This window comes from Burkholderia sp. BCC1047 (assembly GCF_902833155.1).
GTDB classification, from domain to species: Bacteria; Pseudomonadota; Gammaproteobacteria; order Burkholderiales; family Burkholderiaceae; genus Burkholderia; species Burkholderia sola.
Window position 1 is genome coordinate 44701 of record NZ_CADFEH010000046.1, and the last position, 13665, is coordinate 58365.

At 68.3% G+C, this 13665-nt stretch carries 12 protein-coding genes; 11 read left to right on the forward strand and 1 reads right to left on the reverse strand.

Annotated features, from left to right (window positions below):
- The first annotated feature begins 144 nt into the window (after positions 1–144).
- The 9 genes from HWX55_RS32340 (at position 145) to HWX55_RS32380 (ending at position 10964) form a co-directional block, all read left to right on the forward strand.
- On the forward strand, positions 145–1545 hold the full coding sequence (locus HWX55_RS32340) for an aspartate aminotransferase family protein (RefSeq protein ID WP_175978673.1): 1401 nt from the start codon (positions 145–147) through the stop codon (positions 1543–1545).
- 85 nt (positions 1546–1630) lie between these two features.
- Positions 1631–2122, forward strand: a complete 492-nt coding sequence (locus HWX55_RS32345) for a winged helix-turn-helix transcriptional regulator (protein ID WP_006749694.1) — start codon at positions 1631–1633, stop codon at positions 2120–2122.
- 117 nt (positions 2123–2239) lie between these two features.
- A complete protein-coding gene (locus HWX55_RS32350; RefSeq protein WP_175978674.1) occupies positions 2240–3712 on the forward strand; it encodes an NAD-dependent succinate-semialdehyde dehydrogenase in 1473 nt (490 codons plus the stop codon).
- A gap of 204 nt (positions 3713–3916) precedes the next feature.
- Positions 3917–4927: a helix-turn-helix domain-containing protein gene (locus tag HWX55_RS32355; protein WP_175978675.1), complete on the forward strand. Its 1011-nt coding sequence runs from the start codon at positions 3917–3919 to the stop codon at positions 4925–4927.
- Between the two features lie 77 nt (positions 4928–5004).
- Positions 5005–5943, forward strand: coding sequence for a transporter (locus tag HWX55_RS32360; protein WP_175978676.1), 939 nt, complete (start codon positions 5005–5007; stop codon positions 5941–5943).
- A gap of 22 nt (positions 5944–5965) precedes the next feature.
- Positions 5966–7198: an MFS transporter gene (locus tag HWX55_RS32365; protein ID WP_175978677.1), complete on the forward strand. Its 1233-nt coding sequence runs from the start codon at positions 5966–5968 to the stop codon at positions 7196–7198.
- Between the two features lie 36 nt (positions 7199–7234).
- Positions 7235–8692 carry an amidase gene (locus HWX55_RS32370; RefSeq protein WP_175978678.1) on the forward strand — a complete coding sequence of 486 codons (1458 nt, stop codon included), beginning with the start codon at positions 7235–7237 and terminating at the stop codon, positions 8690–8692.
- A 143-nt stretch (positions 8693–8835) separates the two neighbouring features.
- Positions 8836–9432, forward strand: coding sequence for a TetR family transcriptional regulator (locus HWX55_RS32375; protein WP_175978679.1), 597 nt, complete (start codon positions 8836–8838; stop codon positions 9430–9432).
- A gap of 50 nt (positions 9433–9482) precedes the next feature.
- Complete coding sequence (locus HWX55_RS32380; protein WP_175978680.1) at positions 9483–10964, forward strand: MFS transporter; 1482 nt, start codon at positions 9483–9485, stop codon at positions 10962–10964.
- 43 nt (positions 10965–11007) lie between these two features.
- Here the strand turns inward: HWX55_RS32380 and HWX55_RS32385 are convergent, their stop codons facing one another.
- A complete protein-coding gene (locus tag HWX55_RS32385) occupies positions 11008–12486 on the reverse strand; it encodes an HD domain-containing phosphohydrolase (RefSeq protein ID WP_175978681.1) in 1479 nt (492 codons plus the stop codon).
- On the opposite strand from HWX55_RS32385, the gene HWX55_RS32390 reads away from it, so the two are divergent.
- Positions 12385–12759, forward strand: coding sequence for a hypothetical protein (locus HWX55_RS32390; protein WP_175978634.1), 375 nt, complete (start codon positions 12385–12387; stop codon positions 12757–12759). The genes HWX55_RS32385 and HWX55_RS32390 overlap by 102 nt on opposite strands.
- A gap of 12 nt (positions 12760–12771) precedes the next feature.
- Complete coding sequence (locus HWX55_RS32395) at positions 12772–13347, forward strand: DUF308 domain-containing protein (RefSeq protein ID WP_175978682.1); 576 nt, start codon at positions 12772–12774, stop codon at positions 13345–13347.
- The last annotated feature ends 318 nt before the right edge of the window (positions 13348–13665 follow it).

Genomic DNA, 13665 nt, shown 5'->3' on the forward strand with positions numbered 1-13665 from the left:
GCCGGGCGCGCAGCAGAAAATGCCGAAGCGCCCCGCACAAACGCCGCGCGCATACGTTTCAGGCCGCAAATTGAAGACGCATGCGGAATTCTCGCCCGTTAGCATGAACTCACCGCTGACACCTGACGAGAGTCCCGCCTTCCCATGAACCAAGCCGCGCTGATCGAAGCCGATCGTCAACATCTGATCCACCCCGTCGTCAACTACCGTGCGCACGAGGCGCGCGGCGTCACCGTGCTGGAATCCGCGGACGGCGTGTTCCTGCGCGACGCCGCGGGCCACACGCTGCTCGACGCGTTCTCGGGCCTGTGGTGCGTGAACGTCGGCTACGGCCGCGACAGCATCGTGAAAGCCGCCGCCGACCAGATGGCGAAGCTGCCCTACGCGACCGGTTATTTCCACTTCGGCTCGCAGCCGGCGATCGAACTCGCCGAACGGCTCGCCGCGCTCGCGCCGCCGTCGCTGAACCGCGTGTACTTCACGCTCGGCGGCTCGGACGCGGTCGATTCCGCGATCCGCTTCATCACGCATTATTTCAACGCGACCGGCCGCCCGTCGAAGAAGCAGATGATCGCGCTGGAACGCGGCTATCACGGTTCGTCGTCGGTCGGCGCCGGCCTCACCGCGCTGCCGGCGTTCCACCGTCATTTCGACCTGCCGCGCGCGGACCAGCACCATATTCCGTCGCCCTACCCGTACCGCCATCCGCTCGGCGACGATCCGCAGGCGCTGATCGCCGCGTCGGTCGCCGCGCTCGAAGCGAAGGTCGCCGAACTCGGCGCGGACAACGTCGCCGCGTTCTTCTGCGAGCCCGTGCAGGGTTCCGGCGGAGTGATCGTGCCGCCGGCCGGCTGGCTGAAGGCGATGCGCGACGCGTGCCGGCGCCTCGGCATCCTGTTCGTCGCCGACGAGGTGATCACCGGCTTCGGCCGCACGGGCCCGCTGTTCGCCTGCGAGGCCGAACAGGTCGATCCGGACCTGATGACGGTCGCGAAGGGCCTGACCGCCGGCTATGCGCCGATGGGCGCCGTGCTGATGTCCGACGAAATCTACGAAGGGATCGCGGGCGACCGCGCCGATGCGCCGGTGGTCGGCCATGGCCATACGTATTCCGCGCACCCGGTGAGCGCCGCGATCGGCCTCGAGGTGCTGAAGCTCTATCACGAAGGCGGGCTGCTCGCGAACGGCCAGGCGCTGGCGCCGCGCTTCGCCGCGGGGCTCGACGCGCTGCGCGCGCATCCGCTCGTCGGCGACGCGCGTTCGGTCGGCCTGCTCGGCGCGCTCGAACTGGTCGCCGACAAGGCGCACAAGACGCGTTTCGACGCGGCGCTGAACGTGCCGGACAAGATCGCGGCCGCCGCGTACGCGAACGGCGTGGTGTTCCGTGCGTTCGGCGACGGCGTGCTCGGCTTCGCGCCGGCGCTGAGTTTCACCGCCGGCGAGTTCGACCTGCTGTTCGAACGCGTGCGCAAGACGCTCGACGACGTGCTGGCCGATGCGGGCGTGCAGCGCGCGCTCGACGCCGCGCACGCGCAGCCGGCCTGACCGGACAAGGGAAAGCCGGGCTTGTGGCCGCCATCGTTCGACTCTAAAGTAACCGGACATTCCATTTTTGCCTTCTCACGTGAACATGACGGACAGCAAGCTGGATCGCATCGACCTGCGCATCCTCTCCCAGTTGCAGAAGCGCGGCCGCATGACCAACGTCGAGCTGGCCGATGCGGTCGGGCTGTCGCCCAGTCCATGCCTGATCCGCGTGAAGCGGCTCGAGAAGGCCGGCTACATCGGCGGCTACGGCGCGCACATCCAGCTCGAAAAACTCGGCGACGTGCAGGTCGTGTTTACCGAGGTCACGCTGGCCGACCACCGGCGCGAGGATTTCGACCGCTTCGTCGCGGCGATCCGCAACGTCGACGAGATCGTCGAATGCCACCTCGCGAGCGGCGGCTACGACTATCTGCTGAAGTTCATCACGCGCAGCGTGAGCCATTACCAGACGATCGTCGAAGGGCTGCTCGAGCAGAACATCGGCATCGAGAAGTATTTCAGTTACGTGATCATCAAATCGCCGTTCGTCAAACGGCACTACCCGCTCGAATCGCTGTTCGGCGAACGTCACTGACGTACGCGCGACACCCCTGAACGCGGCAGCCCGCTGTCCGCGTGGGGTCGTCGCGCGCCCGCTCCGCCGTCGTTGTCGCTGTCGTTGCCGTCGAACCGCTTCATTCAAGGAACTGTCATGCCGCTTACGCTGTCCCGTACCGAACTCGTTCGCACCGCCAACCTGATCGACGGCGCCTGGCGCGATGCGCTCGACGGCCGCCGCTTCGCCGTCACCGATCCGGCCACGCTCGAGACCGTTGCCCACGCACCCGATAGCGGCGCCGCCGACGCCCGCGCGGCGACCAACGCGGCGGCCCGCGCGCTGCCCGCGTGGCGCGCGACGCCCGCGCGCGAACGCGCCGCGATCCTGCGTGCCTGGCATGCGGCGATCGTCGCGCACACCGACGATCTCGCGAAGCTGATGTCGCGCGAACAGGGCAAGCCGCTGGCCGAAGCGCGCGGCGAAGTCGCGTACGGTGCGTCGTACGTGCTGTGGTTCGCCGAGGAAGCGACGCGCACGTACGGCGACCTGATCCCGCAGCAGCAGCGCGGCAAGCGGCTCAGCGCGGTGAAGGAGCCGATCGGCATCGTCGCCGCGATCACGCCGTGGAATTTCCCGCTCGCGATGATCGCGCGCAAGATCGCGCCTGCCCTCGCGGCCGGTTGCACGGTCGTCGCGAAGCCGGCCGAGGACACGCCGCTGACCGCGCTCGCGCTCGCGTTTCTCGCGCAGGAAGCCGGCGTGCCGGCCGGCGTGCTGAACCTGATTACCGCGTCGCGCGAACGCGGCGTCGAGGCCGCGGCCGACTGGCTCGCCGACGGCCGCGTGCGCAAGATCACGTTCACCGGCTCGACACCGGTCGGCAAGCTGCTCGCGCGCGAATCGGCGGCGACGTTGAAGAAGCTGTCGCTGGAGTTGGGCGGCAATGCGCCGTTCATCGTGTTCGACGATGCGGAGCTCGATGCCGCGGTCGACGGGCTGATGGCCGCCAAGTTCCGCAACGGCGGGCAGACCTGCGTGTCGCCGAATCGCGTGTACGTGCAGGCTGGCGTCTACGACGCATTCGCCGCGAAGCTCGCCGCGCGCGTCGCCGCGCTGAAGGTCGCGCCGGCGACCGACCCGGCCGCGCAGATCGGCCCGATGATCAACGCGCGCGCGGTCGACAAGATCGCGCGGCACGTCGGCGATGCCGTCGAACGCGGCGCCCGCGTGCTGACGGGCGGCAAGCGCTTGACCGAACTCGGCGCGAACTACTACGCGCCGACGGTGCTCGCCGATGCCACCGCCGACATGCAGCTCACCTGCGAGGAAACCTTCGGCCCCGTCGCCGCGCTGTTTCGCTTCGCGTCCGAGGATGAAGCGGTCGATGCCGCGAACGACACACCGTTCGGGCTCGCCGCGTATTTCTACACGCAGGACGTGCGGCGCATCGCGCGCGTGTCGGCGCGGCTCGAAACGGGCATCGTCGGGATCAACGAAGGCGCGCTCGCGAGCGAGGCCGCGCCGTTCGGCGGCGTGAAGGAATCGGGCTATGGTCGCGAAGGCTCGCGTTATGGGCTCGACGATTATCTGTCGATCAAGTATCTGTGCCAGGGCGGGCTTGACTGACCGGTGACGCCGCGAGTCTGATTTTTCGTTGCGCGTTCCGCTCCCGCTGGCGTTTCCTTGCGGGTACGGGCGCAACGAGGCGGCCGGTGCGGGCGTCATGACGAATCATCCGCGCCCGATGCGCGGCCCCGGGTAAAAACGCATTGCCAACCGGAATTTGTGTGCGCATTGTCGGCGGACGCCTCGTCCACCGCCCCACTCGCCATGCATTCCGCTCCGCTGTCGTCCGCCGCAAGCCTTGCCGACACCGCGCCTGACGCGCTGCCGTTGATCCGGCGCTTCGCCAGCGAGGATGTCGATACCCACGCGGAATGCACGCACGGCTGGTCGATCCGGCTCGATCAGCTGTCGCCCGGGCCGTTCCGTGGCACGCTGCATGAAATCCGCTTCGACGGCATGCAGTTGCTGCGCGAACGCGTGAACCGCGCGCTGCTCAAGCGCGGCGACCAATGCGCAGGCAGCACGTCGTTCAGCATCCCGCTGGAAACCGCCGGCGCAGGCTTCTGCGGCGGCGCGCCGCTGCGCGACAAGGCCTTGCTCGTCTCTAGCGGCACCTCGCTGCCGGAACTGCGCACGCCCGACCATCAGGACGTCGTACTGTTGACGGTGCCCAGCGACACGCTGCGCCAGCTGGCATGGCTCGGCGATCGGGACGAAGACGGCGACCGCGTATCGTCAAACGATACCCGCATCCTGCGGGTGCCCGCCGCGCGCCATCACGCATTGACCTCGTTGCTGACGGCCGGCTTCGACGCGGCCGATACGCCGGAGCGCCCGCTCACGCGGCCGCAAACGCGCAAGTCGCTGCGCGACGCCATTCTGGTCGAACTCGTGCACGCGACGGAGGCGGCCGGCCGCCCCGTGCGGCTCGATCCATCCGCGCGGCACCGCGTCGTCGATCGCGTGCGCGAACTCGTCGCGGCGCGGCCCGATGTGGCGTTGACGGTACTCGACGTATGCCGCGAAGTCGGCGCGAGCCGGCGCAAATTGCAGTATTGCTTCGAGGAAATCCTCGGCACGCACCCCGCGTGGTACCTGCGCGTGCTGCGGTTGAATGCGGTGCGCCGCGAACTGCGCGAACATTCCCCGGCGAGCGCGTCGGTCAGCGACGTCGCGTGCCGCTGGGGTTTCTGGCACCTGAGCCGGTTCGCGTCGCACTACCGGGAACTGTTCGGCGAACTGCCGTCCGACACGCTCAAACGCCCGCCGCGATAATTACCAAAAGCGGATAACGCCGCGATTTTGACGTTCCTAGACTCCGTACACATTTCAACTGTACGGGGAACGGCACGATGGAAATCCTCAGACGTCCGCACGGCGTGCGGCGCTGCCGCACACGCACCACCGCCGTCGCGATCGGCACCTTGGCGGCCACGCTCGCGTGCCAGCACGCCCACGCGCTCGAGAACGACGGTCCGATCACGCCGTTCGGCGTATTCGATTTCGGCGCGGGCATCACGCCGCCGCCCACGCCGAACGGCACGCTCGCCACGCGCTTCGCGTACTACTCGACCCGCACGATCCGCAACGGCGGCAACGTCGACTTCTCGCTGACGGTCGCGTCCTGGAGCCTCGCGTACATCCGGATGACGAACGCGAAACTGTTCGGCGCGAACGTCGGCTTCGGCGCGGTCGTGCCGTTCCTCAACCTGAACGGCCACGTGAACGTGCCGACGCCGGCCGGCACGCTCGCGATGTCGGCCGATCCGACCAACATCGGCGATGCGGACTTCCAGCCGCTGATCCTCGCATGGACCTCGCCGAACCTGTTCGTCAACGTCGCGCTGCAGGTGCAGGCGCCGACGGGCGCGTATCGCGCCACCCGCCTCTTCAATCCCGGCGTCAACCACTGGACCTTCTCGCCGATCATTGGCGCGACGTACATCACCGATAGCGGATTCGAAATCTCGACCAGCATCGAGATCGATCAGAACACGACGAACCGCGCAACGAACTATCGCAGCGGCACCGGGTTCCGCCAGGAATTCGCGCTCGGCCAGCACATCGGCCCGTTCACGGCGGGCCTGGGCGGCTACATCGAGCGGCAGTTGAGCAACGACCACGGCCCGACCATCGACGGCAACCGCGCGCGCGTGAATGCGCTGGGCCCGGCGATCAGTTACGTCGAGCCGGGCAAGCCCGCGGTCTGGCTGCATGCGTACAAGGAATTCGGCGCGCAGAACCGCGCGCAGGGGTGCCAGGTCGCGCTGCGCGCCGCGCTGTCGTTCTGATGTTCCGATTCGGGAGCCGTCGATGAATCCGCTTTCTTCAACGCAATCCGCACCCGCCTACCCGCGTGCCGCCCGGCAGGCCGGTACCAGCCAGGGCGCCGTGCTGCTGCTCGGCAGCAGTCTCACCGTGATGGGCGCGGTCATGATCGCGCCGATCCTGCCGAAACTCGCGGCCGAATTCGTGCCGGCCGATCCGCGCCTGGCCGCGCTCGTGCCGCTCGTCGCGACGGGCCCCGCGCTCGCGATCGCGCTGTGCGCGCCGCTCGCCGGCTGGCTGGCCGATCGCGTCGGACGCAAGATGTTGCTGTTGCTCGCGACGCTCGTGTACGGGCTCGTCGGCGCGGCGCCGGCGTGGCTCGACAGCCTCGCCGCGATCCTCGTGTGCCGGCTCGCGCTCGGCGCGGCGGAAGCGTGCGTGATGACCTGCTGCACGACGCTGATCGGCGATTACTGGCATGGTGAACAACGGGTGCGCTACGTGAACCGGCAGGTCGTCACGATAGGTATCGTCGGCACGGTGTTTTTCGTGCTCGGCGGTGCGGCCGGCGAGCACGCGTGGCGCTACCCGTTCTATCTCTACCTGTTGCCGATCCTGCTCGTGCCGGCGATTGCGACCGTGCTATGGGAACCGCTGCGCGACGGTCAGCCCGCCGGGCCGGCCGACAGCGACACGCCGCCGGCCGGCAACCGGCTCGCGCCGACGCTCGCGGTCGGCTACGGGTTGATCTGCATCGGCATGGTCAGTTCGTTCGTGGTGCCGGTGCAGATGCCGCAGCTGATGGTCGACATCGGCCAGCGCTCGTCGACGATGATCGGTGCGGTCGCGGGCGTCGGCCTGCTGTCGACGCTGGCCGGTTCGATCGCGTGGCCATGGTTGCGCGACGCGCTCGGCCGCCGCTTCGTCAACGTCGTGCTCCTGGCGCTGCTCGCGGCGGGCCTGTTCTCGCTGGCCCGCGCGCATACGGTGCCGGCCATCGTCGTGGCGGTCGTGATTCACGGCTTCGGCGGCGGCATGCTGGTGCCCAATGCGATCCTGCCGCTGATGCGCACGCTGTCGCTCGCGATGCGCGGCCGCGGCCTCGGCGGTTTCACGGCCGCGCTCTATCTGGGCCAGTTCGTCAGCCCGCTCGTCGTGCTCGGCTGTGCGCAGGCATTCGGCGGATTGCGCGCAGCGGTGTTCGCGATTGCGGCGGGCACGGCCGTCACCGCGTTGTCGTGGTTGTTGCCGGCGCTTCGCCGTCGCGACGACGCATGACCCATTCACGTTTTCCCGTTCCCGAACCCTAGACCCATGAAAGATTTTCAGACGCTCATCGCCACGCACGACGGCATCGCGCTCGCAGCGCTCGTCCGTGCAAAAGAAGTCCGGCCGACCGAATTGCTGGACGCCGTGCTCGCCAGTCTCGATACGCTCAACCCCGCGCTGAATGCCGTGGCGGAACGACTCGACGACTCGGCGAGACAGGCCGCGTCGTCCGTGACCGGGCGCGAAAGCATACTCGCCGGCGTCCCGACGCTGATCAAGGACCTGTTCATGCCCGTGCGCGGCGCGCGGATGTCGAACGGATCGTTTTTGTTCGGCGACTACCGGCCGGACTTCGACGGCGAACTCGTGGCGCGGCTGCGGCGGGCCGGCATACCGATCGCGGGAACCTCGTTGTCGCCGGAACTGGGCACGTCTTATTGCACGTCGTCCGCGCGTTTCGGCGTCACGCGCAATCCGTGGCATCCGCACGTGAGCGCCGGCGGTTCGAGCGGCGCCGCGGCGGCGCTCGTCGCCGCCCGCGTGCTGCCGTTCGCGCACGGCAACGACGGCGGCGGCTCGTTGCGGGTGCCCGCTTCCTGTTGCGGCGTATTCGGGTTGAAGCCGACGCGCGGCCGAACGCCGAATGGCCCGATGATCGGCGAGGGATGGGCCGGCATGGGCATCAACCACGCGATCACGCGCTCGGTGCGCGACAGCGCCGCGCTGCTGGACCTGACCGCCGGCGCCGATATCGGCGCGCCCTATGCGTCGCCGCACCAGGCCGACACGTTTCTCGCGGCCACGCAGCGCGATCCCGGGCCGCTGAGAATCGCGGTGATCGAGCACGCGCCGCCCTGGCCGCTTCATCCGGCATGCCGGGCCTCACTGGACCATACGGTCGCGTTGCTGCGCTCGCTCGGACATGACGTCGAGCCGCTCGACAGTCCCGTCGATTCGGCCGCTTTCTATGGCCACGTGTTCACGATCATCGGCGCGCAAACGCGCGCGCTGCTCGACACGATCGGCGCTCAGCGACACGCGCCGGTACGCGATGACGAAATCGAGGCGCGTACCCGCATCATCGTGCGCGAAAAAGGCAACGTGAGCGGCGCCGAGTACGCGGGCGCGGTCGACTGGATCCATGCGTTGGGCAGGACGTTCGGCAGGTTGATGGAGCGCTACGACGTGTTGCTGACGCCGACGCTCGCGATGCCGCCGCTCGCACCGGCCGCACTCGCGACGGTGGACGACGCGCAATCGTTGAGCGACGTCATCGATCGGTCGCATCGGTTTTCGCCGTTCACCGCGTGGTTCAACGCGACCGGCCAGCCCGCGATGTCGGTGCCGCTTTATTGGGACGAACAAGGTTTGCCGATCGGCAGCCAGTTCGCGGCGGCATTCGGCGCGGAATCGCTGCTGTTCTCGCTCGCCGCCCAGCTCGAACGCGCCGCGCCGTGGGCCGATCGTGCGCCGCCGGTGTGCGTCGGGCTGTCGGGCGCGTGAACGGTCCGGTGGCCGGCGACGGGTGCGCGGCACCCGGGGGCGGCCATCGCCCCGCCCGTCGACATCCACGCGTTGACATCGGAACCGATCGGTCCATATAATGAATCCAACTTCAGGCACCGCATCGTTTGCGAAACCGATCAATGGCACATCCGGCTGGCGTGGGCCGTCCGCGCGAATTCGAACTTGGCGATGCCGCGCGCGACGCGATGGACGTTTTCTGGGACCGCGGATACGAGGGCGCGTCCCTGCCCGACCTGATGGCCGGCACCGGCCTGTCGCGCGGCAGCCTGTACAAGGCGTTCGGCGACAAGAAGGCGCTGCTGCTGGCGGCGCTCGACCTGTACATGGCCGACGGGCTCAAGGCGACCGCCGACATCCTGTCGCAACCCGGTGCCGTGAAGGATGCGATTCGCGATTCGCTGCTGCGCTACGCGCGCCTGTCCGTCGGCGACGCGGGCCGGCGCGGATGTCTCGCGGTCGCGATGACCACCGAACTGGCCGCGCGCGACGCGGACGTCGCGGAACGCACCGGGCGCCTGTTCCGACGCCTGCAACAGCTCTATGCCGGTGCGATCGTCCGCGGCCAGGCGAGCGGCGAGATCCCTGAGCAGGACGAACAGGTGCTGGCGCGTTTGCTCGTCTGCCAGATCGAGGGCATGCGCGTGCTGGGGAAAACCGGTGTGTCCGAGCACGACATGCTCGCGCTGGTCGACCGCACGATGCGCATCCTCGACTGATATTTTTTTACCCAATTTGGAACCGAATGGTTCCGTATGGAGAGCCGTCCATGTCACGGAATGACCCCGTCTCACCCGACCCGCGCCGCTGGGCGATGTTTGCGGTCCTGCTCGTCGGCGCGTTTCTGCCGCCGCTGGATTTCTTCATCGTCAATGTCGCGCTGCCGTCGATCCGCGCGGAACTGGGCGCGTCGTCATCCGCCGAGCAACTCGTCATTTCATCGTATGCGGGGCTGTACGCGGTGACGCTGATCACCGGCGGGCGATTGGGCGACCTGTTCGGCCGCGGCCGCGTATTTTTCCTCGGGTTGATCGGCTTTGCGATCGCCTCGACGCTGTGCGGCCTCGCGAGTTCGCCGTGGACGCTCATCGTCGGTCGCGCGTTGCAGGGCGTGACGGCCGCGATCATGGCGCCGCAGGCGCTCGCTTCGATCCAGGCAATCTTTCCCGAAGCGGAAAAGCCGCTCGCGCTCAGCTTGTACGGCGCGGTATTCGGCCTCGCCGCCGTGGTCGGGCAGGCGCTGGGCGGGATCCTGATCTCGCTGAACCTGTTGAACCTGGGTTGGCGCACGATCTTCCTCGTCAACTTGCCGCTGGCGATTCTGGTCGTGCTGTTCGGGATTCCGCTGTTGAAGGAAACGCGTGCGCAGCATGCGCGCAAACTCGACCTCGGCGGCACCGCGCTGTCGATGCTGACGCTGGGCGCGCTGATCGTGCCGCTGATCGAGGGGCGCGAAGCAGGCTGGCCCGTCTGGGCATGGGTGTCGCTGCTCGCGGTGCCGGCCCTCGCCGCGTTCTTCTGGCGCTACGAGCGCCGGCTCGGCCGCCGCGACGGCGCACCGCTGCTCGATCCGGCCGCGCTGCGCGCACCGGGGCTGGGCCGCGCGTTGCTGATCGCGCTGCTGCTGTACTCGATCGGCGCGTTCTTCCTGCTGTTCTCGGTGTATCTGCAGAATGCGTTGCACGTCGACGCGCTGAGCGCGGGCCTCGTGTTCTTGCCGTTCGGCGTCGGGTTCCTGCTCGGCCCGTTGTCGACTCCCCTCTGCTCGCGTGTCATCGGCGCTTACGTCAATCCGTTCGGCATGGGGCTGGAGATCGTCGGGCTCGTCGGCCTCGCGTGGTTGATCGCTGCCACGCCGGTCGGGATGCCGCTCGCTGCCGTGCCGCTCGCCGCCGCTCTCTTCGTCATCGGTTTCGGACAAGGGCTCGCGCTGCCGACGCTGATGCGCATGGTGACGGGGCGCGTCGCACCGGCGCTGTCGGGCATGATCGCCGGCATTGCCAGCTCGACGCTGCAGGTCAGCACGTCGCTCAGCGTGGCGATCATCGGCGGCATTTTCTATACGACGCTCGGCACGCACCAGGAGCCGGCGGCCATCGCGCACGCGTTCATCGTCGCACTGCTGTCGATCTCGGTGTTCCTCGCTGTCGGCGCCGCGCTGGGCATCTCGCTGGCACGCGCGCCCGCCGCGCACACGTCGATGCGGGCTGCCGGCCGTCCGGGCTTCGGCCCGGAACGCAAACGGCCGTGAGCGTCCGCGTACACACGAAAGCGAATCCGCGTCGCGGAGCGCATCAGAGCAGCCCGAGCGTCGATGCCTTGAGGGTCGCCGCAGCGCGTGTCGAACATTCGAGCTTGCGGAACGCTTTCTCGACATGGGTGCGCACCGTGCTCGGACTCATCGCGAGCGCCTGTGCGACCTGCTTGTTGCTCGCGCCGCGTGAGATTGCCCGCAGGACGTCGATTTCCCGCGCGGACAGGCGCGGGCCAGCGGCCGACGCGCCGGTTGCGATGCGCCGGAGCACGGGCGGCGCTCCGCCCGTCACGAGCGCGGCCACCACTTCGCCGCATAGCCGGCCGCACGCCGCTTCTTCCTGCAACTGGCCGGCGGCGGCCGCATCGCTCAGCGCCGCGCGCCACGGACGCGCCGAGCGCAACGCGACCCACGCCAGCGACGCCGCCAGCACGCGCGCTTCCAGCGTCAGCGCCGCATCGCGCGCGCCGCGGAAGTAGCCCGAGCCGTCCTGCCGCTCGTACGCATACGACGCAAGCACCGCGGCTTCGCCGAGCGCGCCGGTCTGCCTGCCGGCGCGCTCGGTCCAGTACGGCACGAGTCGCACCTTCTCCCACGCGCTCGCAGGCAGCCGCGTCGGCAGATTCCACACGTCGTTCGGCACCGCGGCCCTGCCGATGCCATGAATCAGCCCGGCGCGGTACACGCGTTCGCGCGCGGCCTCGTCCGGCGACAGACGGCCGTAACACGCGGCGGCCGTCGCGGCGACCGAACGCGAAAAACCCGTCATCCACGGCAATTTCAGATCGATGACGTCCGCAATCAATTCGGCGGACGTCGCGCCCTGCATGTCCGGGGTGGCCAATGCGGCGTCCACGTCGGCGGGCGCCATGTGCTCGAGCGCCGCGAGCCAGCGCGGTGCGTCGCGCGCAGCCATCTCGACGAGCACGGCCGGATAGCGCGACTCCGCGCGTTGGCCGATCAATTCGACGGCCCGTTCGATACCGTACGTGCGGCTGAACACGTCGAGGTCGCCCGCCAGCGCGACGATCGACACGGCGGGCGGCACCTGTTCGCGCACGAGCCGCGCAGGCAGCCCGTTGCCGTCCCAGGTTTCGAAAATGTGCCGTAGCGCGGTTTCCGTCGCGCGGGACAGACCGAGTATTCGAGCAACTTCGCCCGAGACTTCGCAATGGATTTGCGCGAGCGGGATCAGCGCGGCACCCGCGCCGCCGATCGCTTCTGCCATGCCGGGCTGGCTCGCGAGCATTGCGGCGCGGATCGCGACGTCGTCGCCGAATATCTGCGCGAAGCCCGCCGCGTTCGCCGTGCAGCCCGACCAGCGCAACAGCGCCACCTCGCGGGCCGTGTCGCAGACCGATGCATCGAATCGTGCCGTGTGCGCGAGCTGCGCCGACAGCCAACCGGTGCGCGGCGAATGGTCGGTCGGCTGGCCCATGCTGAGATCGCCGATGAAGGCCAGCGCGCGTACGGCGTCGACTATGCGCAGCGGGGCGTGACGGGCTTCGGCGTCGGGCATCGGGTGGGCGGAGACATTCGCGAGGACGGGAAAACGATCATACGCGACGGCGTCGCGGCGTGCATGAGCATGCGTGTCGGCGGCACGTCGCGGCCAACGCGGTGCGATGTTCGCTCGCATCGGTGCGAGCAACCGGTGGACTTCGCCATCGGACATCTGACCGATGGCGGCAGGCGCGGACGATTGCGATACTCGGCGCACTGGAGATCCGGTTGGAGCCGCATTCGCGTGGTGGAAACCGTGCATGCGGGCCGGAACGACGATTCAATGTAACAAGGAGTGCAAATGACTGATCGCTACCCCGAATTCCACGCCCCTGCCGACGAACACTGGCTGAAACGGTACTACTTTTCCCGGGCGGTGTTCTCGCTGATCTGGGTCGCGCTGGCGTTTTCCGTCGGCCGGCAGAGCGCGGCCGGCGCGGCGGTCCTGCTGGTCGTTTATCCGGCCTGGGATGCGCTCGCCAACTTCGTCGACCTGTCCCGCAGCGGCGGGATGGCGGCAAACCGCACGCAGGCGGTGAACGTCGCGATCAGCGCCGTCACGACACTGGCGGTATTTCCGGCGTTGAGTGCGGGCCTGCCCGCGGTACTTGCGGTGTTCGGCGTGTGGGCGATTCTGTCCGGCGCGCTGCAGCTTGGCACTGCCGTACGGCGCTGGAAGCATGCCGGCGCACAGTGGGTGATGGTGCTGAGCGGTGCGCAATCGGCGCTGGCCGGGTTGTTCTTCATTTTGCAAAGCCACACGCCGATGCCGCCCGCGATCGTGAAGATCGCCGGCTATGCGGGCGTGGGTGCGCTTTATTTCCTGATATCCGCCATTTGGCTGCAGGTGCGGGGGATGCGGCGCAGGGTGTCGTGAGCCGTCGGTCAAGATGAAGATGTCGCGCTACAAGCCGCCGTCGCCGTGCTTGCGGTCAAGTTCACGTGTTGTGCAACGCATGAATTCGTGCAGACGATCGTAGTGGTGAAAGACAGGGTTTATTTCGCGGTCCCGTGCAGATCTCGACGTCAGGACTTGTACGCGGCCGCGAACGGCAGTTGTGGCGCGACGCGAACGGGTCTGAACGACCCTAACCGGTTGCGGATTCAACCGGTCGATGCAACACACTAGAATCTGCGCAAGCAGCGGAGGTGTTGCAAATGAAGCAGAGGCCGAGGATCTACTATTCTGAGAGTC

What these genes read in the sequence shown, in the direction of transcription:
- HWX55_RS32340 (WP_175978673.1), top strand. Translation starts at nt 145, where the DNA reads ATGAACCAAGCCGCGCTGATCGAAGCCGATCGTCAACATCTGATCCAC.
- HWX55_RS32345 (WP_006749694.1), top strand. Translation starts at nt 1,631, where the DNA reads ATGACGGACAGCAAGCTGGATCGCATCGACCTGCGCATCCTCTCCCAG.
- HWX55_RS32350 (WP_175978674.1), top strand. Translation starts at nt 2,240, where the DNA reads ATGCCGCTTACGCTGTCCCGTACCGAACTCGTTCGCACCGCCAACCTG.
- HWX55_RS32355 (WP_175978675.1), top strand. Translation starts at nt 3,917, where the DNA reads ATGCATTCCGCTCCGCTGTCGTCCGCCGCAAGCCTTGCCGACACCGCG.
- HWX55_RS32360 (WP_175978676.1), top strand. Translation starts at nt 5,005, where the DNA reads ATGGAAATCCTCAGACGTCCGCACGGCGTGCGGCGCTGCCGCACACGC.
- HWX55_RS32365 (WP_175978677.1), top strand. Translation starts at nt 5,966, where the DNA reads ATGAATCCGCTTTCTTCAACGCAATCCGCACCCGCCTACCCGCGTGCC.
- HWX55_RS32370 (WP_175978678.1), top strand. Translation starts at nt 7,235, where the DNA reads ATGAAAGATTTTCAGACGCTCATCGCCACGCACGACGGCATCGCGCTC.
- HWX55_RS32375 (WP_175978679.1), top strand. Translation starts at nt 8,836, where the DNA reads ATGGCACATCCGGCTGGCGTGGGCCGTCCGCGCGAATTCGAACTTGGC.
- HWX55_RS32380 (WP_175978680.1), top strand. Translation starts at nt 9,483, where the DNA reads ATGTCACGGAATGACCCCGTCTCACCCGACCCGCGCCGCTGGGCGATG.
- HWX55_RS32390 (WP_175978634.1), top strand. Translation starts at nt 12,385, where the DNA reads ATGGTCGGTCGGCTGGCCCATGCTGAGATCGCCGATGAAGGCCAGCGC.
- HWX55_RS32385 (WP_175978681.1), bottom strand. Translation starts at nt 12,486, where the DNA reads ATGCCCGACGCCGAAGCCCGTCACGCCCCGCTGCGCATAGTCGACGCC.
- HWX55_RS32395 (WP_175978682.1), top strand. Translation starts at nt 12,772, where the DNA reads ATGACTGATCGCTACCCCGAATTCCACGCCCCTGCCGACGAACACTGG.